The sequence below is a fragment of the Shinella lacus genome (assembly GCF_010994755.1).
GTDB classification, from domain to species: domain Bacteria; phylum Pseudomonadota; class Alphaproteobacteria; order Rhizobiales; family Rhizobiaceae; genus Shinella; species Shinella lacus.
Genome location: NZ_WHSB02000008.1, coordinates 1 through 20,579 on the forward strand (window position 1 = coordinate 1; position 20,579 = coordinate 20,579).

At 60.5% G+C, this 20,579-nt stretch carries 21 protein-coding genes; 10 read left to right on the top strand and 11 right to left on the bottom strand.

Translation table 11 applies throughout. The features are described 5' to 3' along the window. Positions 1-180: 180 nt before the first annotated feature. Entirely contained in the window at positions 181-687 is a 507-nt protein-coding gene (locus tag GB927_RS20585; RefSeq protein ID WP_256119087.1) for a YciE/YciF ferroxidase family protein, read from the bottom strand. Positions 688-983: 296 nt separating this feature from the next. Here GB927_RS20585 and GB927_RS20590 point away from each other — a divergent pair, with 296 nt between their 5' ends. The 4 genes from GB927_RS20590 to GB927_RS20605 all read left to right on the top strand — a co-directional run bounded on the left by GB927_RS20590 (position 984) and on the right by GB927_RS20605 (position 2,425). Beyond that, positions 984-1,280 carry a PRC-barrel domain-containing protein gene (locus GB927_RS20590; protein ID WP_256119089.1) on the top strand — a complete coding sequence of 99 codons (297 nt, stop codon included), beginning with the start codon at positions 984-986 and terminating at the stop codon, positions 1,278-1,280. An 82-nt stretch (positions 1,281-1,362) separates the two neighbouring features. Then, complete coding sequence (locus tag GB927_RS20595) at positions 1,363-1,602, top strand: DUF2934 domain-containing protein (RefSeq protein WP_256119090.1); 240 nt, start codon at positions 1,363-1,365, stop codon at positions 1,600-1,602. Positions 1,603-1,619: 17 nt separating this feature from the next. Further along, the gene (locus GB927_RS20600) at positions 1,620-1,829 is read left to right on the top strand and encodes a hypervirulence associated TUDOR domain-containing protein (RefSeq protein ID WP_256119091.1); all 210 of its coding nucleotides are present in this window, start codon (positions 1,620-1,622) and stop codon (positions 1,827-1,829) included. A 209-nt stretch (positions 1,830-2,038) separates the two neighbouring features. Continuing rightward, positions 2,039-2,425 carry a DUF4112 domain-containing protein gene (locus GB927_RS20605; protein WP_256119092.1) on the top strand — a complete coding sequence of 129 codons (387 nt, stop codon included), beginning with the start codon at positions 2,039-2,041 and terminating at the stop codon, positions 2,423-2,425. Positions 2,426-2,438: 13 nt separating this feature from the next. On the opposite strand, the gene GB927_RS20610 is transcribed toward GB927_RS20605, so the two are convergent. Next, positions 2,439-3,101: a LysE family translocator gene (locus GB927_RS20610; protein WP_256119093.1), complete on the bottom strand. Its 663-nt coding sequence runs from the start codon at positions 3,099-3,101 to the stop codon at positions 2,439-2,441. A gap of 115 nt (positions 3,102-3,216) precedes the next feature. Between GB927_RS20610 and GB927_RS20615 the strand changes: the two genes are divergently transcribed. Both GB927_RS20615 and GB927_RS20620 read left to right on the top strand, forming a co-directional pair. After that, on the top strand, positions 3,217-4,002 hold the full coding sequence (locus GB927_RS20615; RefSeq protein WP_256119094.1) for a transcriptional regulator: 786 nt from the start codon (positions 3,217-3,219) through the stop codon (positions 4,000-4,002). A gap of 140 nt (positions 4,003-4,142) precedes the next feature. Continuing rightward, entirely contained in the window at positions 4,143-4,706 is a 564-nt protein-coding gene (locus GB927_RS20620; protein ID WP_256119095.1) for a hypothetical protein, read from the top strand. 85 nt (positions 4,707-4,791) lie between these two features. Here the strand turns inward: GB927_RS20620 and xth are convergent, their stop codons facing one another. Beyond that, positions 4,792-5,580, bottom strand: coding sequence for an exodeoxyribonuclease III (gene xth / locus GB927_RS20625; protein WP_256119096.1), 789 nt, complete (start codon positions 5,578-5,580; stop codon positions 4,792-4,794). A 164-nt stretch (positions 5,581-5,744) separates the two neighbouring features. Here xth and GB927_RS20630 point away from each other — a divergent pair, with 164 nt between their 5' ends. After that, a complete protein-coding gene (locus GB927_RS20630) occupies positions 5,745-6,008 on the top strand; it encodes a hypothetical protein (RefSeq protein WP_256119097.1) in 264 nt (87 codons plus the stop codon). Between the two features lie 5 nt (positions 6,009-6,013). Here GB927_RS20630 and GB927_RS20635 read toward each other — a convergent pair whose 3' ends face one another. From GB927_RS20635 to GB927_RS20645, 3 genes are all read right to left on the bottom strand, one after another. Further along, positions 6,014-6,781: an SOS response-associated peptidase family protein gene (locus GB927_RS20635; RefSeq protein WP_256119099.1), complete on the bottom strand. Its 768-nt coding sequence runs from the start codon at positions 6,779-6,781 to the stop codon at positions 6,014-6,016. Between the two features lie 76 nt (positions 6,782-6,857). Next, the gene (dinB, locus tag GB927_RS20640) at positions 6,858-7,946 is read right to left on the bottom strand and encodes a DNA polymerase IV (protein WP_256119100.1); all 1,089 of its coding nucleotides are present in this window, start codon (positions 7,944-7,946) and stop codon (positions 6,858-6,860) included. A 34-nt stretch (positions 7,947-7,980) separates the two neighbouring features. Continuing rightward, the gene (locus tag GB927_RS20645; RefSeq protein ID WP_256119102.1) at positions 7,981-10,050 is read right to left on the bottom strand and encodes an ATP-dependent helicase; all 2,070 of its coding nucleotides are present in this window, start codon (positions 10,048-10,050) and stop codon (positions 7,981-7,983) included. A gap of 218 nt (positions 10,051-10,268) precedes the next feature. Here GB927_RS20645 and GB927_RS20650 point away from each other — a divergent pair, with 218 nt between their 5' ends. The 3 genes from GB927_RS20650 to GB927_RS20660 are packed head-to-tail and all read left to right on the top strand — an operon-like array spanning position 10,269 to position 15,716. Beyond that, positions 10,269-11,027 carry an ImuA family protein gene (locus GB927_RS20650; protein WP_256119103.1) on the top strand — a complete coding sequence of 253 codons (759 nt, stop codon included), beginning with the start codon at positions 10,269-10,271 and terminating at the stop codon, positions 11,025-11,027. Beyond that, entirely contained in the window at positions 10,945-12,459 is a 1,515-nt protein-coding gene (locus GB927_RS20655; RefSeq protein ID WP_256119104.1) for a Y-family DNA polymerase, read from the top strand. Before GB927_RS20650 ends, GB927_RS20655 begins: the two co-directional genes overlap by 83 nt. Further along, a complete protein-coding gene (locus GB927_RS20660; protein WP_256119105.1) occupies positions 12,456-15,716 on the top strand; it encodes an error-prone DNA polymerase in 3,261 nt (1,086 codons plus the stop codon). Before GB927_RS20655 ends, GB927_RS20660 begins: the two co-directional genes overlap by 4 nt. Before the next feature lie 70 nt (positions 15,717-15,786). Here the strand turns inward: GB927_RS20660 and GB927_RS20665 are convergent, their stop codons facing one another. The 5 genes from GB927_RS20665 to GB927_RS20685 all read right to left on the bottom strand — a co-directional run bounded on the left by GB927_RS20665 (position 15,787) and on the right by GB927_RS20685 (position 20,534). Next, complete coding sequence (locus GB927_RS20665) at positions 15,787-16,584, bottom strand: hypothetical protein (protein WP_256119106.1); 798 nt, start codon at positions 16,582-16,584, stop codon at positions 15,787-15,789. A gap of 310 nt (positions 16,585-16,894) precedes the next feature. Further along, the gene (locus tag GB927_RS20670; protein WP_256119107.1) at positions 16,895-17,509 is read right to left on the bottom strand and encodes a hypothetical protein; all 615 of its coding nucleotides are present in this window, start codon (positions 17,507-17,509) and stop codon (positions 16,895-16,897) included. A gap of 258 nt (positions 17,510-17,767) precedes the next feature. Then, the gene (locus GB927_RS20675; RefSeq protein WP_256119108.1) at positions 17,768-19,129 is read right to left on the bottom strand and encodes a chloride channel protein; all 1,362 of its coding nucleotides are present in this window, start codon (positions 19,127-19,129) and stop codon (positions 17,768-17,770) included. A gap of 170 nt (positions 19,130-19,299) precedes the next feature. Then, a complete protein-coding gene (locus GB927_RS20680; protein WP_256119109.1) occupies positions 19,300-19,578 on the bottom strand; it encodes a helix-turn-helix domain-containing protein in 279 nt (92 codons plus the stop codon). Between the two features lie 80 nt (positions 19,579-19,658). Then, positions 19,659-20,534, bottom strand: a complete 876-nt coding sequence (locus GB927_RS20685; protein WP_256119110.1) for a glycine betaine ABC transporter substrate-binding protein — start codon at positions 20,532-20,534, stop codon at positions 19,659-19,661. Between the last annotated feature and the right edge of the window lie 45 nt (positions 20,535-20,579).

A 20,579-nucleotide genomic window follows, 5' to 3' on the forward strand; every position in this document is an offset into this window, starting at 1 on the left:
CACCCGCACCGCGTCGCAGCTTCACGTCGTGGATCGTGGCGGTGTCGGTTGCGTCTCTCGGCGCGGCGGCGGTTCTTTTCTTGGCCATGGATGCGGCTCCTGGTGAACTCGTTTGAGGGCAAGGTTGCGCGGAAACAAAAAGGCCGCCCTGCAAGGCGGCCTGATCTGCTTGCGACCAGTCTAGCTGGCTTTCTTCGTCGAACCCTTGGCGTTTGCCGAGGATTGGCCGAGGGCCGTCAGCTTCCGGTCGGTTGCAACCTCCTCCTGGAGATTGGCCTCCAGAAGCGGAACCGCGTCCTTGAGGCCAAGCTGCGCCGCCCAGGCCTTGAGCGTGCCGTAGCGGGCGATCTCATAATGCTCGACTGCCTGGGCCGAGGAGATGAGGCCGGCATCGAGCGCCGCGGTGCCCTTGTAGTCCTCCATGATCTCCTCGCCTTCCGCGATGATGCCCTGGATGGCCTCGCAGGTCTTGCCGCGGGCCGGCTTGCCAAGCAGCTCGAAAACCTGTTCGAGGCGCTCGATCTGGCCCTGGGTCTCGTCGCGGTGCTGCAGGAAGCCGGCTTTGGCTTCGTCCGACTGGGCCGCACGCGCCATCTTGGGCAATGCCTTCAGGATCTGCTTTTCGGCGAAGTAGATGTCCTTGAGCGTATCAAGGAAGAGGTCGTTGAGAGTCTTTTCCGAAGCCATTTGAAGTTCCGATCACGTTTTCGAGAGGTTGGACTCAAGAAACCGTTGATCAGGGACGACGTTCCTGCGGTTCTAAAATAAACCCTGTGTGGTGATGGCAACCAGAGATGATGTGGTGAGGACCGGAAAGCTGATGAATTCGATGCGAAAGCTGCACTGGACGCCGTCTCTTTGATGATGGCCGACTGGAGGGCCGCTGTTGCACTGAGAGCGGCAAAATCGCAAGCGAGGTCTGCTCGGAACAAAGGTGAGCCATGTGGGTTTCGTCAACTCCAATCCATATGGAGGAAACCGACATGGACCACACAAATCACGTACGCCTCACCGCTGCCGAACTGACGCCTGACGTTTTGGAAGGCGCAACCATTTACGGCGCAGACGACCACAAGGTCGGCACCCTCGACCACGTCCATGGTGCTGGCTCTGGAAGCACCGCTGTGATCGACGTCGGCGGGTTCCTTGGCATTGGGGCGAAGCCGGTCGGCGTTCCCCTAACCGACCTGGAGTTCATGCGCGACGAAGACGGCGACGTTCACGCGGTGACGACCTGGACCAAGGATAAGCTCAAGGAAATGCCCGAACATCATCATTGATCAGCATTTCCGCAATCCTGAAGCCCGGCTCGATGCCGGGCTTTTCGTTCGTAGATCGGCTCAAAACTCGCGAGAGATTGAAATGGTGGACAAGGAGCAGCGGCAACGTGAGCGTGCCTATAAAATCTGGGAGGATGAGGGCCGTCCGGACGGTCAACATGCCGACCATTGGAGGCGCGCCGGGGAGGAGGGGCAATTGAGCGACCAAGAGTCGGATGAGGTGACCCGGGTCAATCAGCAAGCCGACGACGAATTCGCACGCGGCGACAGGGAAAGCGAGCCCGAAAACATCAAGCCTCCCTCAGTGGCAAGTCCCGATTGACGTTGCTGGAGGCCAAGATGAGCGAAAGTTTCAATAAAGGCGACAAGGTTAAATGGGAGACGAGCCAGGGCGAAACCGAAGGCAAGGTCGTTAGGAAGCAGACCGGCGAAACGAAGATCAAGGACCACACCGTCAAGGCCACGAAAGGCGATCCGCAGTTCATTGTCGAAAGCGACAAATCGGGCAAGCGGGCAGCGCACAAACCCGAGGCACTCAAGAAGGCTTAAAGTCCTGTGTCAGATGTCAGCGTCGAATGCGGCCGGCAAGACACACCTCGACGACTGCAGATGACGCGTGGCGCATGCTGGCTTCGCCGCCGCCGAGGCTCCGTTCTATCACATCGGAACCAAAGCCCATCGCTATCGGAATTGTGGCAGTCGGACCAAGGGTGCGGCATAACATTTGAACAACGGCCCGCGTCGACCATATAACGGATATGGAAAAGAACCACATACCCCTTGAACAACTGGCACGCCTTCGACGGATACGCGGACTGGCGCGGCTGATGGACACGGCGTTACGTATTCCCGGCACGGGCGTGTCGCTCGGTGCCGATTCCCTCCTTGGTCTCATCCCCGGTGTCGGCGATTTTGCAGCAGCAGCGGTGAGCCTCATCATCGTCAACGAGGCGCGCCGTCTTGGCGTGCCGAACGACAAACTTATCAAAATGCTGGTCAATGTGGGCTTCGACACCGTCGCGGGAAGCGTGCCGGTGCTTGGCGATGTGTTCGACGTCTATTTCAAGTCGAACCGGCGGAATGTTCAACTGGTTTTAGATCACTTCGATCTCGACCACGCTGACCTCGACCGCGGGCGCCGGTAATCGTCCTCGACGACTACCTCGCGATCGCCGGCGCGGGCGATGGACTTCCCGATAGAAACAGGCGAATGCCGAGACCCAGCAGCACGAATCCTGTGAACCGCTCCTGCCACGCCAGCAGTTTCGGCCAGCGATGAAGGACGTGGCCGACCGTCCCGGACGCAAGGGCGACGCCACCCAACGAGAAGATGCCGACGAGTTTCTGGATTGATCCGAGGACAAGAGGCTGTAGCCAGACAGGACCTGGGGCCGGGTCGACGAACAACGGCAGGAAAGTGAACATGAACAGCAGGGACTTTGGGTTGGTCAGGCTGTTCAAGGTACCTTCGCGAACCGCCTTCCATGCTGAAACCGGCCTGGCCTGCAGCCTTGCTGCCGACTGTTTTCCAAAGCTCGCCCGGATCATCCTGCCTCCAAGGTAGATCAGGTATGCAGCGCCCGCCCATTGCAGGACGGTAAGGGCCGACGGGTAGGCGGCCAAGAGCGACGCCAGCCCCAGAACCAGCAGGCTGACCTGAACCGCACCCGCTACAAAAATCATGCCGACGACCGTCAACAGGGCTGTCTTGTGCCCCTGTCCCACACCCCGGGCGATGATAAGCATCATGTCAGGGCCGGGTGTGATCTCAAGGACGACGAGCGCCAGAAGAAAGGTCAGGAAGGTCGAAGCGTCAGGCATGATCTCGAAATCCGTGAAACCCAGGTACCAGCCTCTTATCATCCCTCTTTGAGTGCCGCTATCGGCATGTCGGCCGGCGAGTGGGGTTCAAGGCATGCGCCACTGATGAGTACTGGTGGCTCAGTCGGTTGATATTTTGGTAGGTAAACACTCCCTTTTGCAGGGCCGGGGGTTTGCAATTCTGTGCGAGACATGTCTCTTTGCGCATGACCAAATTGAGTGCACCTGGAGCCTCGAACATTTGAAAAAGCCACAAAAGAACTTTGTCGTTGAGTACAAGGGTGCGCGTCGGAAACCCATACCGCAATCCAAATCGATATGGGGCAACGTCGATTTGCGCCGGTTCTCCAAACACGACGGCGACGTTCAAAAGGCTCCGGCTGATGAGCAAGGCGTTGATTCAGATACGCCGATGCGCGAGGTACCGGTGTCAACAGAAAATCTATTGCAAGAAACAACATCAAATTTTCTACCGGAGAAACAGATGGCCGACGAAACGAGCATGACCGAACTGGCGTCAACGGAATCCGAAACTGCGCTTCCGAAGGCACCTGAGCCCAAAAAGCGTGGCCCACGAGCCAAGAAGGCAGCGCTGGAAACTGTAACCTCTGATGCTTTGGCCGACACGCCTGTTGTAAAAAAAACACGGGCGAAGAGAGGTAGCAAAAATGCCACAGCCGAGGTGAAGCCAACTGCTCGCCGTGGTGGACGCAAAGCCAAGGATGCGGTCGGGTCGATTGTCGAACCTGCCTCGCAGGCTGTCTCGCCTGTAAAAGCGGCCGGTGAGGAAATGAAGGATCTGCTCCTACTTGAGCAGGAAAACCAGCGACTGCGGAAACTGCTTGCGGAAAAGCTCCGCGAGGAGAATGCGGATCTTCGCAAGCGACTGGGTCTTGACTGACCTGATGCCAGAGGATTGGTCGGCTGCCAGGCCGACCGTCCTCTTCAGCGCGATGGTGCTGGAGCGCTGACAATGGGAATCTTTGTCTCTGCTGCCCAGTGGGTTACCGGCGCGCAGGATACGATGGGAGTTGCAAAGCGATGGTAAAATCGCCCTGGAAACTTCTCACCGGATTGTTGTATCGGGAAAAGACTGCGGATCAGCACGCTGGCCAAGGCAGCGTCGCCGGAATCCCCAACGAGGCCGAGGGGCTTGGAGCCAATCCCACTGCTGCTGAATCAGCGTTTGGGGGCGAGCCCGCACCTGGGTCCACACAATCGGCGGCGTCGCAAGCTGCCAAGGCCGAAGCTACAGCTCGTCATGAGCCACCGCTGGTAATGGCGACGGAAGTGACTGACTTTATGCCGCCCAACGAAGCCCCCGTGTTGGCCCGGGATCGCACTGTGCTTGCCATCGTCGCCGAACGGCAAAATCATAAAGGCAGGGCCCGGCCGAGCACCCGAAGGAAGGTCAAGGCGGAAGCGCCGGAGTATACCAGGGATTTGGTGTCGGCTGAGGACTTGGCGGAGCAACGCGCGAGTACACCAGATCCCGTTCGGGCGCTGGACAGCGAGATTCGTGAATTGCGATACCTGCTGGCGGGGAAGCTGCGGCTTCAAAACGATCAACTGAGACAAATGCTCAGGCGATTTGAGCCTAAGTGAGCCGTCTATTGGTTCTGGTTGTTGCAAGACTAAGCCCGGCGTTGAGCCAAAACGCTGCAAACGGTCCAGGCGCGCACGTTCCGGTCTAAAGGGTAGCATCGGTCGGGTTGATCTTGATCATAACCGGTGCGTGGTCGCTCGTGTGCTGCCAACTTCGCGGCCGGCGCCTCACGCTTGCCGAGCGCAACCATGGCAAAACCATAGGGCTCAGCAGGAAGTGGTCTATCCGCAATCCCGCATCTCGTTCGAACGAGTTTCGCCAGTATTTCCAGAATGTGTAGATCCGTTCATCGGGATGGAGGTGCCGCATTGCATCCGTCCACCCTTGGGCTAGAAGGCCAGCATACGCTTTCTTCACCTCGGGGCGAAACAGTGCATCGTCACGCCAGCGTTCCGGCGCGTAGACGTCAAGGTCGGTCGGCATGACGTTGAAGTCGCCGACGAGCAGCGCGGGAACGCCAAGTTCGATCAGTTCGGCCGCATAAGCGTGGAGCCGTGCAAACCAGTGTAGCTTGTAATTGAATTTCGGGCCGGGGGCGGGATTGCCGTTGGGAAGATAAAGGCATCCGATCAGCAGCCCGTCGACGGCGGCCTCGATGTAGCGACTGTGTTTGTCATCCGGATCGCCGGGCAGGCCGCGCCGTGTCACGACCGGCACTGTGCCCTTGGCAAGGATTGCGACCCCATTCCAGCTTTTCTGCCCGTGCCAGACAGCTTCATAACCAAGATGCTGCAATTCACGGCGCGGAAATCTCTCATTCGGTGCTTTAAGCTCCTGAAGACAGACGATATCCGGCTGATCCTCCTCAAGCCAGCGGAGCAGGATGGGTAGCCTTCCGTTCACACCGTTGACGTTGTAGGTTGCGATCTTCAAGTGACCTCCACAAGCGGCACAGGCGGGCGGCCGCTGTCGCGGAGGGAATGCCACCGTCTCTGGAAGGTTCCTTCACTTGGTTAGAGACTGTTAGGCATGACCGAGGCGCGTCAGGAACCCATTGGTGGTCAGCAGACTTGTCACCTCAACAGGAGGTGACTGTGATGTCCAAGAGGTTCGATGAAATGTACATCTCACGCGGCGAGCACAAGGAGATTGTCGCGTATTACCAGAAGCTTGTGGTGCACATGTCGCGGAAGATTCGGGCTATGCGCGCCTCGAACGAGACAGAGCCTGCGGTCAGCATAAACGAGCAAGACGCCGGGCTTAGTGGTGAGAGCGGCAAGTCGGACGCCCTGATGGACGATTTCCAGAATGTCGTCAGGGTGGATTTCCGGCAGAGGCGTTCTGACGCATCCGTGCATTGACTGCATCAGAAGAGGGTCGGCTGTGACGCGGGTTCACCCGTCTTGTCGACGATGGTCGTGCCATATGGCTCGCGCGACGCCACAATCAGGGCGTCATCCGGCAATGGCCGGACCAAAGCTTTAGCTTCATCCCAGGGAGCGTTCATCCAGATCTCGGTTTCCTCTTTTGTCGGAAGCAGAACCGGCATGGCGTTCTTGTGAATCGGTTTGACGAGCTCGTTCGGGTCGGTGGTCAGGAACGCATAGAGATCGTCGGTCGTCGGACCGTCCTTCACCTTACGGACACTTGTCCACTGCGGAACGTGAACACCGGCAAAGAACATGAGCGACTTGCTCTGATCGCGAGCGAACCAGGCGTTCGGCGTGTGCCCGCCTTCTGTCTTGCTTGCCGGATCCGGTTCGGCGAAGCTGGTGACGGGAACGAGGCAGCGGTGTTCCACGCCTAACCACTGCTTCCAATGTTGAAGCTTTCGGAGATTCGTCGTTCCGGGATCTCGCATGTTGCGAAGGAGATCGTCAAAATCGACCTCCTTGCCCTTCGCTCGGAGCTTTTGTGCCTTTTCTTCAGCAAGTCCCTTCAACACATAAAAGGGAGCGGGCAGTCCCCAGCGGGCATGCGCAATCTGCTTTTTCCCCGCCGGGGTATTGCGGATAATCGGCCCGAGCTCGTCGGGGTTCATCTGGTAGACGGGCCTCTGGTTGATTAGGCTTTCGGCGTCGCGCGCCCATCTGGTTGCCCAATCCTTGTCGTCGAGGCGGTAAAGATTGCACATAGGGTGTCTTCCTCCCCATCCTATCGCCAGCAAAATAGCGCGCCTATCGTGGTCGACAATGTCATCCGCCGGCGCGCTACAAACGAAATTCCATCTGCTGCGTCACCGACTCACCCTTTTGTCCGAGTGCCGAAAGGGTCACGCCGAGCAGCCGGATCGGCTTACGGAAAGGGTGGGCGCCTTCGAGCAGCATGGTGGCAGCAGCGAGGATCGCGTCATCGTCGGCGAAAGGGCTTGGATTGGTTCGACTGCGGGTGATCACCTGAAAGTCGGCGAACCTGATCTTGACCGTCACTGTTTTGGCGGAGACGTCATTGCCTTCGCAATACCGCCAGACTTTTGCCACCAGCGGATCAAGCTCTCGCTTCGCCTCGTCGAGGTCGGCAATGTCGATGGCAAAGGTGTCTTCCGCTCCGACAGACTTTCGCTCACGGTCCGGTTTGACCTGCCGATTATCGATGCCGCGGGCGATGCCATGGAAATAGGGTCCTGACTTTCCGAAGTGCTCCACCAGAAACTCTACCGACTTGTCCCGCAGGTCAGCGCCCGTTTCGATACCCAGCGCAGCCATTTTTTTCGCTGTCGCCGGACCGACACCATGGAATTTCTTGACCGGAAGGCTTTCGACGAAGGCGGGACCGTTGTTCGGGGTGATGACCGCTTGCCCATTCGGCTTGTTGAGGTCCGACGCCATCTTGGCGAGGAACTTGTTGTACGAGATGCCTGCCGAAGCATTGAGACCGGTGGCCTGCCTGATCCTGGCGCGAATTTCCGTCGCGATCTCGGTGGCGATCGCCATGCCCTTCAGGTTCTCGGTGACATCGAGATAAGCCTCGTCGAGTGACAGCGGTTCTATCAGGGGCGTGTATTCGGCGAAGATTTCACGGATCTGCTCGGATACGGAACGATAGACGTCGAAGCGCGGCTTCACGAAGACAAGACCCGGGCATTGGCGCGCGGCCGTTACGGACGGCATCGCGGAGCGAACGCCGAAGACGCGGGCCTCATAGCTTGCGGCCGCCACTACGCCGCGTGCGGCAGGGCTACCAACGGCAACGGGCTTGCCGCGAAGTTCCGGATTGTCGCGCTGTTCGACGGACGCATAGAAGGCATCCATGTCGACATGGATGATCTTCCTGACCACCGTTTGAATGTCCTCGATCATGTTTCTGGCCACATGAGGTTCAGACCGCGTTCCATCACGTCCACATCGACCGCATGCGGGCACCGACGTCGATCCTGATCTGGCGGGCGCTGCGTTCGCTGGCGGCGGCCGACACCTTCGGCCAGCTCGTCGTTTCAAAAAACTGTAGCATCGTCACCGGAATGAACCGGGTCCGCGATGCATAGACATGCCGGTCTCCCTGCGTGTTCTGCCCGTGCGTAAAAAACCGCTGCGGCGTGATGAGGGAGAGATTGTCGCGCGCCCGTGTCATGCCGACGTATAACAGGCGCCGCTCCTCTTCGAGTTCCGCCGTCGTTCCAGCACCAAGGTCCGATGGGATGCAGCCATCGACGACATTGAGCATGAAGACGGCCCGCCATTCCTGGCCTTTGGCCGAATGGATCGTCGAGAGGATCAGATAGTCTTCGTCGAGCAGCGGCACGCCGGCCTGGTCGCTGGTCGCATCGGGCGGATCGAGCGTCAGCTCGGTCAGGAACCGCTCGCGGCTAGGATAGCCGCCGGCGATCTGCTCAAGCTGGATGAGGTCGGCTTTGCGGGTATCGGCATCCTCGTGGATGCGATCGAGGTGCGGCTCATACCAGGTGCGCGCCAAGCCAATTTCTCCCGGCCATCCACCCTCGGCCTTGCGAAGGCTCGACAGCAACTCAACGAAGGCAGGCCATGCCTCGCCTGTCTTGGGCGGCGGTGGGATTTCGGCGAGCGACTGAAGCGGCTCCGGGTCGGCGGCGATCGTATCGAGGATCTTGCCGGCCGTCTGTGGTCCGATGCCCGGCAGCATCTGGAGAAGGCGGAAGCCGGCGACGCGGTCGCGCGGGTTTTGCGCGAAGCGCAGGCTGGCTAGCAAGTCTTTCACATGGGCGCTGTCGAGGAATTTGAGACCGCCAAACTTCACGAAGGGGATGTTGCGACGGGTCAACTCAACCTCCAGCGCACCGCTATGGCTCGATGTCCGGAAGAGCACCGCCTGCTGCTTCAGCGTCATGCCGTCCTCGCGGTTCGCCAGCACCTGCTCGACGATGTAGTTCGCCTGGTCCGTCTCATCCTTCACGGTCACAAGCACGGGCCGTTGTTCAGATTCTCGGTCCGTCCAGAGGTTCTTCGTGAAGCGCTCGCGAGCAAGGTCGATGACGCCGTTGGCGGCAGCCAGGATCGGCTGCGTCGAGCGATAGTTGCGATCGAGCGTGATGATGTCGGCCGGCTTTGGCGAGAACTGGTTCGGAAAGTCGAGAATGTTGCGCACGGTCGCGGCGCGGAAGGAATAGATCGACTGGGCATCATCCCCGACCACGGTCAGACCGCGCCCACCGGGCTTCAGCCCCAGAAGAATGGCAGCCTGCAGGCGGTTGGTGTCCTGATATTCGTCGACGAGGACGTGGTCGAAGCGCCCACCGATATCGTCGGCAAGCTCTGGGTCAGACATGACCTGCGCCCAGTAGAGCAGCAGGTCATCGTAATCGAGCACGTTCTGCGCTTGCTTGGCCTCGACATAGGCGGCGAAGAGCTGCCTCAACTGCTCCTCCCAGCCGAGCACGTAGGTGTAGGATGCCTTCAGAACCTCGTTGATCGAACTCTCGGAGTTGACGACGCGCGAGTAGATTGCAAGGCACGTCCCTTTGGTCGGAAACCGGCTTTCCGTCTTCGAGAAACCAAGCTCATGGCGAACGAGGTTCATGAGATCGGCGCTGTCTTCCCGGTCGTGGATCGTGAAATCGACGTTGAGGCCGATCTGCTCGGCATACATGCGCAGTAGCCGTGCGCCGATACCATGGAAGGTGCCGGCCCAGGCCATGGCGTCCGTCATGACCGCAGCATTGTCTCCGAGCACCTGCCGGCAGATACGCTGAACACGCCGAGCCATTTCCGATGCGGCACGGCGCGAGAAGGTCATCAGCAAGATACGGCGTGGATCGGCACCATTGACGATGAGATGGCCCACGCGGTGGGCGAGGGTGTTGGTCTTTCCGGAGCCCGCACCGGCAATGATCAGCAGTGGGCCGCCGATTGCACCGTCCGGCAGCCCAACGCCATGCTCAACCGCCTCGCGCTGCCGGTCGTTCAGTTTTTCGAGATAGGCTGCCGTCATCTGCCCCAAATTTTCCTAAGAAAAAATTCCTGTGCCGTTCCTTTTCCCCATCCCTTTGATCGGCCTTGTGGAATCCACAAAATCGACTTGTCAAAGGCAGCCTTCATGGCCGGCAACGCCGTTTCGAGTGGATTGACTCGCAACGGCATTAGGAACAAAAAAGGAACATATCAGCTTAAATAACGGCTGGAAACCCCTGAAGGAGCGTCAATTCCGTCGTGTCGAACCGTGCCCTCAATCCTGTGCTTGCCGAGCTTCGAGAGCGTATCGGCCAGCTCGAAGGCGGGCAAGCGCGCGCGAGATCCGTCCTGCCATTCGCTGTTCCAGAGATGGACCAGGCCCTTCCAGGTGGCGGGCTGGCCTTCGGGGCGCTTCATGAGATTGCCGGCGGCGGAGGCGGCACGGTCGATGGCGCTGCGGCTGCACTCTTCGTGGCCGGGATTGCTGCGCGAACCAAGGGCAGGGTGCTGTGGTGCATGACGCGCCGCGACCTGTTTTTTCCCGCGGTCTCGCAAGCCGGGCTGCATCCGGATCGCGTGGTGTTCTGCGAAAGCGATCGGGATGAAGGCGTCTTGTCGGCGGTCGAGGAGGGGCTGTCCTTTGGCGGTTTATCGGCGGTGGTCGCCGAACTGGTCCGCCTGCCGATGAATGCCTCGCGGCGGCTGCAACTGGCGGCAGAGAAGAGCGGATGCATGGGCATCGTGCTGAGACGATGGCGAAGGCAGAACGAGGCCTCGGACTATGGGCAGCCGACGGCTTCGACGACGCGGTGGCGCATCAGCACCCTGCCGTCGGAAAGATTGCCAGCAGCGGGCGTTGGGAGGTCCCGGTGGCTGGCGGAATTGATGCGTGTAAAGGCGGGTGAGTGCGCCGAGTTTGAAATTGGAGCTCCCGATGCCAAGGGTCGTATCTGTCTACTTCCCACTTCTGCCGATCGATCGGATCAGACGGCACGCTTCGGAGCCCTTGCCGGTTGACAAGCCGCTCGTCGTGGTAGCGCGCAGCGGTTCAAAGCGCTGGATATCCGCCGCGGATCCGATCGCTCTCAAACTTGGTTTGCGGGTGGGGATGCCCGCCAGCAAGGCGCAGGCGATGGTTGCCGATCTCCTGATGGTCGACGCGGCGCCGGCCGAGGACGCAGCCGTGCTCGAAAAGCTGGCTCTATGGGCGCTCCGACAATACAGCCCTGTCGTCGCCGTCGATGGCAGCGATGGCCTGGTGATGGATACCGAAGGGGCAGACCATCTTCAGGGCGGTGAGGAGCTTCTCGTTTCCGGTCTCGTCAACAGGCTGCACGCCCATGGGTTGACGGTGCGGGCGGCCGTTGCCGAGACATGGGGTGCAGCGCACGCGCTCGCCCGGCTCCTGGCCGCGCAGACGACGGTTGTTCCGGTTGGTCACGTCATGAGGACGGTGATCGATCTGCCGCTCGTGGCCTTGCGGCTATCATCGGAGATTATCCAAGGCTTGCGGGTCCTCGGGATCGACACGATCGGCAAGCTCTCCGCAATGCCGCGGGCGCCTCTGACGTTGCGGTTCGGGCCGGAACCTGCCCGTCGGCTCGACCAGATGTTTGGCAGGGTCGCCGAGCCGATCGAACCGATCCGCATCCCGGAGCTTGTCGAGGCTTCGAAAAGTTTCGCCGAGCCCATCGGGGCGCCTGACACGATCGCCAGATATGTCCGCCGACTGGTTGGGCAACTGTCGGCTCGACTTGCGGAAAGCGGCCTTGGCGCGCGACGCTGCGACCTCATCATCCATCGCGTAGACAACACCCGTCAGTATCTTCGCGCCGGGTTGGCAAAGCCGGTCCGCGATCCATCGCGTCTGTCGAAGCTGCTCTGCGACCGTATCCAAACCATTGAACCGGGCTTTGGTATCGAAAAGATGGTTCTGGTCGCGGTCTTTGCCGAGCCACTTGAGGAGCGGCAGGTGGCGTCTTCCCTCATTGAAGAGGAGATCGCCGACATCACACCCCTCGTCGACATCCTCGGCAACCACGGCCACCGGCTTTTCCGGGTTACGCCCGTCGCTTCCGACGTGCCGGAGCGTTCCGTCAGGAGGATTTCGCCGACGGCGCCTGCCACCGGGCAGACCTGGGCCAACAAGTGGCCGCGACCGCCGCGGTTGTTTGCAAACCCCGAACGCATCGAGGTCATCGCCCTTTTGCCGGACCAGCCGCCAGCAGTGTTCACCTGGCACGGCAAACGTCGGAAGGTCGTGCGCGCCGACGGACCGGAGCGCATCTTCGGCGAATGGTGGCTTCGGCCGCGCGAGTTCCATGCCGTGCGCGACTACTTCGTCGTCGAGGACGAGCAGGGCGAACGCTACTGGGTCTTTCGCGCCGGGGATGGCATCGACCCCGAAACCGGATCGCACTTCTGGTTCCTGCATGGGGTGTTCGGATGAGATATGCCGAGCTCCAGGTCACGAGCCATTTCTCGTTCCTGCGCGGCGCTTCCAGCGCGGATGAGCTGTTTGCAGCAGCTGCGGCCGTGGGCATCGACGCGCTCGGTATCGTCGATCGCAACAGCCTGGCCGGCATCGTGCGCGCCTGGGAGGCGGCCAAGGCGACCGGTGTGCGGCTTGTCGTCGGCTGTTGCCTGGATCTGACGGATGGCATGTCGATCCTCGTCTACCCCATGGATCGGCCAGCCTATTCCCGCTTATGCCGGCTGCTGTCCTTCGGCAAATCGCGTGGCGGGAAAGGCAATTGCCTGATCGATTTCGCGGATGTGTCGGAATATGCGGCCGGCATGATCGGCGTGCTGGTGCCCGACGAGGCCGACGATACCTGCGGCGTGCAGCTCCGAAAGATGGCCGAGCTGTTCGGTGATCGCGCCTATGTCAGCCTGTGCCTTCGGCGCCGGCCGAACGACGCGGTCCGGCTTCATGGCATTGCGGCCATGGCCACGCGCTTCAAGGTCAGGACGGTCGTCACGAACGACGTGCTCTTCCACGAGCCCGGCCGCCGGCAGTTGCAGGATGTCGTGACCTGCATCCGCACCCGCACGACGATCGATGATGTGGGCTTTGAGCGTGAACGACACGCCGACCGCTACCTCAAGGCACCGGAGGAGATGCACCGGCTCTTTGCCAAACACCCGGAGGCGCTCGCCCGCACGCGCGAGATTGTCGAGCGTTGCCGCTTCGATCTCTCCGAGCTGCAATACCAATATCCGGAAGAGGCAATCGTCCCTGGTCTCGATCCTCAGCAGTCGCTTGCGAAGTTCACATGGGAGGGAGCGGCAGATCGCTATCCCGAGGGCCTGCCGGACAAGGTGCGCAAGTCCGTTCTGCACGAGCTCGAATTGATCCGGACGATGAACTATGCGCCGTACTTTCTGACGGTCTATTCCATTGTCCGTTTCGCGCGGTCGAAAGGCATCCTGTGCCAGGGCAGGGGTTCTGCGGCAAACTCCGCCGTCTGCTATTGCCTCGGGGTGACGTCGATCGACCCGGAGACCAACGACCTGCTGTTTGAGCGGTTCATCTCCCAGGAGCGCGACGAGCCGCCGGATATCGACGTCGACTTCGAACACGAGCGGCGTGAGGAGGTCATCCAGTGGATTTATGACACCTATGGCCGGAGCAAGGCGGCGCTGTGCTCGACGGTCACCCGCTATCGCGCCAAGGGCGCTCTGCGTGATGTCGGCAAGGCGCTCGGGCTGCCGGAGGACATGATCGGGCAACTGTCCTCAGGCGTATGGGGCTGGTCGGAAGGTGTCTCCGAACGTCAGCTCAAGGAAAACAATCTGAACACAGCCGACTATCGCCTGAAACTGACGCTGGAACTCGCCCAGCAGCTCATGGGCGCCCCGCGGCATCTCGGCCAGCACCCGGGCGGCTTCGTGCTGACGCAGGATCGACTTGACGATCTCGTACCGATCGAACCGGCTCGCATGGATGACCGCCAGGTCATCGAATGGGATAAGGACGACATCGAAGCGTTGAAGTTCATGAAGGTCGATGTGCTGGCCCTGGGCATGCTTACCTGCATGTCGAAAGCATTTGCCCTGATGGCGGAGCACAAGGGCGACCCCCGGGATCTTGCGTCGATACCCTCTGAAGACCCGCCCACCTACGCCATGATTCGGAAAGCCGACACGCTCGGCACGTTCCAGATCGAAAGCCGCGCGCAGATGTCCATGCTGCCGCGACTGAAACCGCGCACCTTCTACGATCTGGTCATCCAGGTGGCCATTGTCCGCCCCGGGCCGATCCAGGGCGACATGGTCCACCCATATCTCCGCCGGCGCGAGGGCAAAGAAAAGGTCGACTATCCGACGCCAGAGCTGGAGGCGGTTCTCTCAAAGACGCTCGGTGTGCCGCTGTTCCAGGAAAGCGCGATGAAGGTGGCCATGGTCTGCGCGGGCTTCACGGGTGGCGAGGCGGACCAGCTTCGTAAATCCATGGCGACGTTCAAGTTCACTGGAGGCGTATCGAAGTTCAAGGAGAAGCTGGTCACCGGCATGGTCAAGAACGGCTACAGCGCGGAGTTTGCCGAACGCACGTTCAGTCAGCTTGAAGGCTTTGGGTCCTACGGATTTCCGGAGAGCCATGCTGCAAGCTTCGCGCTGATCGCCTATGCTTCCAGCTGGGTAAAGCGCCATCACCCAGACGCCTTCTGTGCCGCGCTCCTGAACTCTCAGCCGATGGGGTTTTACGCACCAGCTCAAATCGTAGCTGATGCCAGGGCACACGGGGTGGAGGTGCGGCCGGTCTGCATCAACGCTTCCCGCTGGGACTGCACCTTGGAAGAGGTGGATGGCCATCGATACCACGCGGTCCGTCTCGGCATGCGCATGGTGAAAGGCCTCTCCACGGCAGATGCGGCGAGGATCGTTGCCGCGCGCGCGGACGATCTGTTCTCGTCGGTCGATGACGTCTGGCGGCGCTCAGCGGTGCCGACGGCGTCCCTCGTCAAACTGGCGGAAGCCGATGCTTTCCTGCCCTCCCTCAATCTTCAGCGCCGGGATGCCCTCTGGGCGATCAAGGCGTTACGCGACGAACCCCTGGAGCTTTGGGTCGCGGCCGCGGAGCGGGAGGCAAAGCAAGTCGCCGAAATCGATGAGCCCGACGTCAGCCTGGCCCCGATGAGGGCGGGACACGAAGTGGTCGAGGATTATTCCCATGTCGGCCTCACGCTGCGGCAACACCCCATCTCGTTCCTTCGGGAGGATCTGAGGCGCAAGCGCATGGTCACCTGTGCTGAAGCCATGGCCGAAAGGGATGGCCGGTGGCTGATGACAGGCGGCCTCGTTCTCGTTCGCCAGCGGCCGGGGTCAGCGAAGGGCGTGATGTTCATGACGCTTGAGGACGAGACGGGCATCGTGAACGCCGTGGTCTGGCCGACGGTGTTCGAACGGCAACGGAGGCTCGTGCTGTCAGCCTCCATGATCGCGATCAACGGAAAGATCCAGCGGGAAGGCGATGTGGTCCACCTCGTTGCGCAAAGGCTGTTCGATCTCTCCGACGATCTCGGCAGGCTTGGCGAGCGGGATGAGCAGTTTCCGTTACCACATGGGCGTGGCGATGAGTTTGCTCACGGAGGCGGTGCGCCGGATTCGCGCGATAGGCCAAAGGCGGCAGCGCCGGCCCGGGATATCTTCATTCCCGATCTATTGATCGATCGGCTCAAGGTGAAGAGCCGGAATTTTCATTGAGCTCCGTCGTGATGACAACGGTATTTTGCCACTAAGAAGCCTTCCAAACGGGGGCGCGACCCATTGCCTTTCAACGGGTCCTGCTCAAGGCTTCTCTCAATTGGACGCCATAGGTCCGTTCAATACGAGCAAAGCCGGACACATCCTTGTCCGCACCTTCTTCAAGGGTGTAGGCCTGAAACTCATTTATCAGAAGTGCTTCGCCTTCCGGGCCATCGAAATTGTAGGTGTTGGCCAAAAAGACGCGTATCTTATCGCGATCGTCAGGGATGACATTTTCGTTCCAGAACTTTGTCACAACGCTTCTATAAGCCGGGCTTAGGTAATAGCGCGCATGAAGTATCTCGTGCGTTACATTGCTTATGAAGCCTTCACCCCGTGCCTCTACTGCTAGGATTGCGAAATCCGAGACCTGGCGTTCGTGCAGTGGTTTTATGACCTTCTCGAACAACTCCTTTTCGAGAGGGGAGACGCAAAGCTCCGGGTCTCCTGCACACTTTTCAGCACTCTTGGCGTAGAATGCGTTGATAAACTCCGCAACGGTGTCATGCCCGACATAGTGAGCCTGATCCGATTCCGTGAACCTCGCATTTTTCGCGGATATGAGCTGGCCGCGAGGAGATGCTTCCTTGAAGTAAGACGCCCGTGCCATGAGGCGCGTCAGCAAATCGCTGGTCTGCGTGAGGCAGAGAAAGGCGTTGGCAATATCTGCAAGCTCCCGGCACTCGACATCACCCGACGATGCATCGCTCCAGGATTTGATTTCAGTCGTCTCGACAGGTTCAAGGATCGAAATATGAGATTCCAGACCGGCTAAAAACGGTGTAGCGCTCATCGACACCAAGAGTGCCAGCAAGATTGATTTCATGACTCGTCCCGTTCACTTGGTCACCCGTGTACTGGCGCCGATATTCGATTACGAGCTGCGTCCAAAGGCAAGGGACAAGACAGTGCGCATTGTGCTGGAGTTCGGCGAAGCACGAAGTACGGCGTCGTTCCATAAGTCAACGTTGTGCCACGACGCGGTTCTTTTTCAGATGCTTGAGCTATCTGCTCAACGGTCACGGATCGATCCTTTAAAGACCTAACTATCATACCGTTGCGGGCCGGGCCAAGAGGGCGAGAGCTCTCGGGCTCTTGCTTTGCATGGCGCCCGTGCGCGCTTTAATCACCGGTCGTCAACGAAGCAATCCGTCCGCGTCGAAATCCTCCCAACCCGGGAGGCCCGATGCGGGATCGCCTGTGCCGTTGTCCGCCTTTTTCGACCGCTTGCTTTTCTTCGACGGCCGCGCCAAATAGGTGGCATTCCTCTTCTCCGCCCTCGCTTCGGCATCTTCCACCCGCCACTCATCGACAGCGCCACGATTGAGGAGCTCGTCCACCACTGACGGTTCGAAAACATGGAAGGTGATCTGGCGGGCCCGCCCGGCCAGCCTGACTGTCCTCGTCCCGGCGCTAGGTAGGCGCCCGTCCGCAAGCCAGCGATGCCGCTCGCTGGTCTTCATGCCGAGAATGTCTTGAATTTCGCGCGGGATGACAGGTAGGAATGGCGCATCATCCAGCGTTTGCGTGACCACAGACACTGCGGCGTTGAAAGCGAATCTTTCATCGGTCGGCATCGCGAGAACAAGATCAACCCCTTCGAGCGAGATCGCTTTCTTCGAGATAGCGGGCAGACGCGCTTGTACCTCCTGCAGGATACCCTTTGCGCGAACGGATGACCCCATTGTGGCATCGGGTGTTAGGGTCCACCTTCTCATCAACTCGACGTCGTTCTTTTCAGATTTTGGCATGTCGCCTAGATGGTGCGCCCGACATCAATGGTCAATGCACTGCCGAGCGGCCGCCGGTCGATCGTTTTCACATGTCACTGTGAAAATACATGGCATAGGAAGGGCGATCTTCGAATTCGTATCGCTCATAACCGTTGCCGAGGCGACACGTTTATGCTGCTGATCCAGATGGAGGGACTCCGGTCCGGTGCTGTCGATCTTGGCCAATCCCAAATCGACAATGCAATCGATAGGTCGCCGTCGCGTGAATATGCTAGGTTAGTGAGACGGCTCTGCCTCGCCGACGCTCTTACCAGATGCTCGCCGCGCCCGGATCGCCGCGGCGATGAAGACGCGGGAAAGTCCGTGATAGAGCGGCTCGCGCGAGAGGATGCGCGATGTGAGGTAGCCGATCATCGAGACGGCCATCAGCGGGATGGCGGCTTCGTGGTCGCCGGTCATTTCGAGGATGATGACGAAGGCGGTCATGGGGGCCTGGACGACGCCGGCGAAATATCCTGCCATGCCGAGAATTGCCGCGAGCGTGAGACTGGTGCCGAGAAGCGAGCCGACGGTGCTGCCCAGTCCCGCGCCAACGGCCAGCGACGGTGCAAAGATGCCGCCGGGAATGCCTGAAAGCATGGAGAGAAAACCGGCGGCGAATTTTTCCAGGAAGAAGAGCAGCGGAAGAGCCTCGCCTTGTACGGCGCCTCGTGCCTGTTCGTAGCCGGTTCCGAAGGTCTTGCCGCCGGAGACGACGCCGATGGTGGCGACAGCGATCCCGCAAAACACGGCAAGCATCACCACGCGTTTCAGCGGCGCCGGCTGCGCCCACCGGCGGATGCGCTGCCCGAAATACAGTGCCATGCCACTGAAGGCCGCGCCCAACGCCCCGCCGCCAACACCGCAAATGAGCACGAGGCTCCAGTCCCGCAGCGTGCCCGGGGCCGCGGAAGCGGACCCGAAATAGTGATAGCTGCCGGAAAGCCCGAGCGCGGCGAGGCCGGACAGGATGACCGCGACGAGAACGAGGCCGTTCGCGCGCGCCTCGTAGGTGCGGCTCATTTCCTCGATGGCAAAGACGATGCCGGCAAGCGGCGTATTGAAGGCGGCGGCGATGCCGGCGGCCGAGCCCGCAAGGATCAAACCTCTCGCCTGCGCCATGCCGCCGAAGCGGGCGACGGCCAGCATGATCGAAGCCCCCACCTGCACGGTCGGCCCCTCGCGGCCGATGGAGGCGCCGGAAAAGAGGCCGAGCACGGTCAGGAGAATCTTGCCGAAGGCGATGCGCAATGACAGCAGTTTTCCGCGATCCTCGTCATCCTTCAGGTGTCGGGCGGCGATGGCCTGCGGTATGCCGCTGCCCTGCGCGTTGGGGAAGAAGCGCATCGACAGATAGGCCGACAGCGCGAAGGCGAGCGGCGTCAGCAGCATCGGCAGCAGGAACGTCCAGGAGCCCGCCGTCGTGAGGCGCGTGAAAGCGTGCTGGGCGAAGTCGGCGAGTTTCGCAAAGCCGACACTGATCACGCCGGTCGCCAAGGCCCCGCACCAGAAGACGAGGCGCGGGCGCCAAAGGGAGAGAGAGCCCCGGAAAACCCGGGAACGACGGAGCAGCTTCGATTTGCGGTAGAGGTCGGCCATCGTGTGGTTTTCAGCTTGTGTCTGTATCGGGCAGCTGTTCGGCGCATGGAATGCCAGGTGGGCATGCCGTCTTTTTTGCACGAGTTTTGCCGCTTTGACATCACTTACTTCGAGCGGCGGGCTCTTTCGATTGCCCGGCGCGCCGGGGTGGCTTCGTCGAATGCAGGGTCTTACTTCGCTTCCAGCGGGCCTTTGCCCTGGCCGTCGATAAGCCAGGCGATGCTGATCTGGAGGATGCGCGCAAGCATGTCGAGACGGTTGGCGCGAGGTTCGGAGCGGTCGTTTTCCCAATTGGTCCACGTTTCGGTCGTCACGCCGACCACGCTGGAAATCTGCTCGACCGTCATGCCCATCGCGTCGCGTGCCAGCGAAATTCGGCCGCCGATCGTGTCGTCTCTAAGTCCGGCGGGCGCGGCGGGCATCAGGGTGTCTTCAGGATAGTCATGCATGGAAAAGTCCTTCCTGTTCATGATGAGTGCTCTGCGGGGCTGGCGCCCCACGGAGCTGGATTGGGTATCAAACGCTGGTGTCAGCCTTCTTCCTTGCCGAGCCATGCCTTGACCTGGTCGGGATGGTCCGTGATGTATTTCTCGACGGCCTTTTCGTAGGAGGTCTCCTGGGCGTCGAACATCGCGGCCTCGAGATCGCCGATCGGCAGCTTCATGCGCGACAGGAAGCCGGCCACCTCCGGATTGTCTTCCTCGAAATCCTTGCGGGCGAGCACATCGACATGTTCGGCGTCGCCAAGCGCGCCCTTGGGGTCGGCGATGTAGCGCAGCTCGTATTTGCCGAACATCCAATGGGGGCTCCAGGAGGTTGCGACGAACCATTCTTCCTTGCGGATCGCCCGATCGACCGTCGTCAGCATACCGGCCTCGCTGGAAATCTGCAGCTTGTAGCCGTCAAGGCCGTAGTCCGTGACGGCCTTTTCCGACAGTCGCGTCAGGCCGGCCCCGGGATCGATGCCCTCGACGCGTCCCTTGAGCTTGGCCTTCACATCATCTTTCTTGAGGTCCTCGATCGAGGCGATCGCATCCTCTGGCACGTATTTGGGGACCACCCAGCCGAGCTTCGCGCCGTCATAGACGGTGCCGAGCGTCGTCACCTTGTCCTTCACCTTGGCGAAGTAGTCGGCGTGCGTGGCGGGCAGCCAGGCCATCATCATGGCATCGAGGTCGCCGCGGCTCACGCCCTGATAGAGGGGGGCCACGTCGGTCTGCACCAGCTCGACCTCCTGGCCGAGTTCGTCCTTGATGAGCTTTGCGGCAAGCTTGGTCACGAATTCGGCATCGGACCAGGCGGCCCACCCGATCTTCACCGGCGCCTTTTCTTCGGCGAAAGCCGTGCCGAAAGCAGCGGTGGCGAGGCCTGCGGTGAGGCTCATGGCAACGAGTGTCTTGAACATGTTTGCTCCTTTGGACGTTCGCATTCGGCGGCGCGGGCGCCGCCA

Excerpts from the sequence above, each read along its gene's own strand:
- GB927_RS20655 (WP_256119104.1), top strand. The coding sequence starts at position 10,945 with ATGCCAAGGGTCGTATCTGTCTACTTCCCACTTCTGCCGATCGATCGG.
- GB927_RS20600 (WP_256119091.1), top strand. The coding sequence starts at position 1,620 with ATGAGCGAAAGTTTCAATAAAGGCGACAAGGTTAAATGGGAGACGAGC.
- GB927_RS20665 (WP_256119106.1), bottom strand. The coding sequence starts at position 16,584 with ATGAAATCAATCTTGCTGGCACTCTTGGTGTCGATGAGCGCTACACCG.
- GB927_RS20660 (WP_256119105.1), top strand. The coding sequence starts at position 12,456 with ATGAGATATGCCGAGCTCCAGGTCACGAGCCATTTCTCGTTCCTGCGC.
- GB927_RS20680 (WP_256119109.1), bottom strand. The coding sequence starts at position 19,578 with ATGCATGACTATCCTGAAGACACCCTGATGCCCGCCGCGCCCGCCGGA.
- GB927_RS20630 (WP_256119097.1), top strand. The coding sequence starts at position 5,745 with ATGTCCAAGAGGTTCGATGAAATGTACATCTCACGCGGCGAGCACAAG.
- GB927_RS20685 (WP_256119110.1), bottom strand. The coding sequence starts at position 20,534 with ATGTTCAAGACACTCGTTGCCATGAGCCTCACCGCAGGCCTCGCCACC.
- GB927_RS20635 (WP_256119099.1), bottom strand. The coding sequence starts at position 6,781 with ATGTGCAATCTTTACCGCCTCGACGACAAGGATTGGGCAACCAGATGG.
- GB927_RS20620 (WP_256119095.1), top strand. The coding sequence starts at position 4,143 with ATGGTAAAATCGCCCTGGAAACTTCTCACCGGATTGTTGTATCGGGAA.
- GB927_RS20610 (WP_256119093.1), bottom strand. The coding sequence starts at position 3,101 with ATGCCTGACGCTTCGACCTTCCTGACCTTTCTTCTGGCGCTCGTCGTC.
- GB927_RS20595 (WP_256119090.1), top strand. The coding sequence starts at position 1,363 with ATGGTGGACAAGGAGCAGCGGCAACGTGAGCGTGCCTATAAAATCTGG.
- GB927_RS20645 (WP_256119102.1), bottom strand. The coding sequence starts at position 10,050 with ATGACGGCAGCCTATCTCGAAAAACTGAACGACCGGCAGCGCGAGGCG.
- dinB (WP_256119100.1), bottom strand. The coding sequence starts at position 7,946 with ATGATCGAGGACATTCAAACGGTGGTCAGGAAGATCATCCATGTCGAC.
- GB927_RS20670 (WP_256119107.1), bottom strand. The coding sequence starts at position 17,509 with ATGCCAAAATCTGAAAAGAACGACGTCGAGTTGATGAGAAGGTGGACC.
- GB927_RS20590 (WP_256119089.1), top strand. The coding sequence starts at position 984 with ATGGACCACACAAATCACGTACGCCTCACCGCTGCCGAACTGACGCCT.
- GB927_RS20605 (WP_256119092.1), top strand. The coding sequence starts at position 2,039 with ATGGAAAAGAACCACATACCCCTTGAACAACTGGCACGCCTTCGACGG.
- GB927_RS20675 (WP_256119108.1), bottom strand. The coding sequence starts at position 19,129 with ATGGCCGACCTCTACCGCAAATCGAAGCTGCTCCGTCGTTCCCGGGTT.
- GB927_RS20585 (WP_256119087.1), bottom strand. The coding sequence starts at position 687 with ATGGCTTCGGAAAAGACTCTCAACGACCTCTTCCTTGATACGCTCAAG.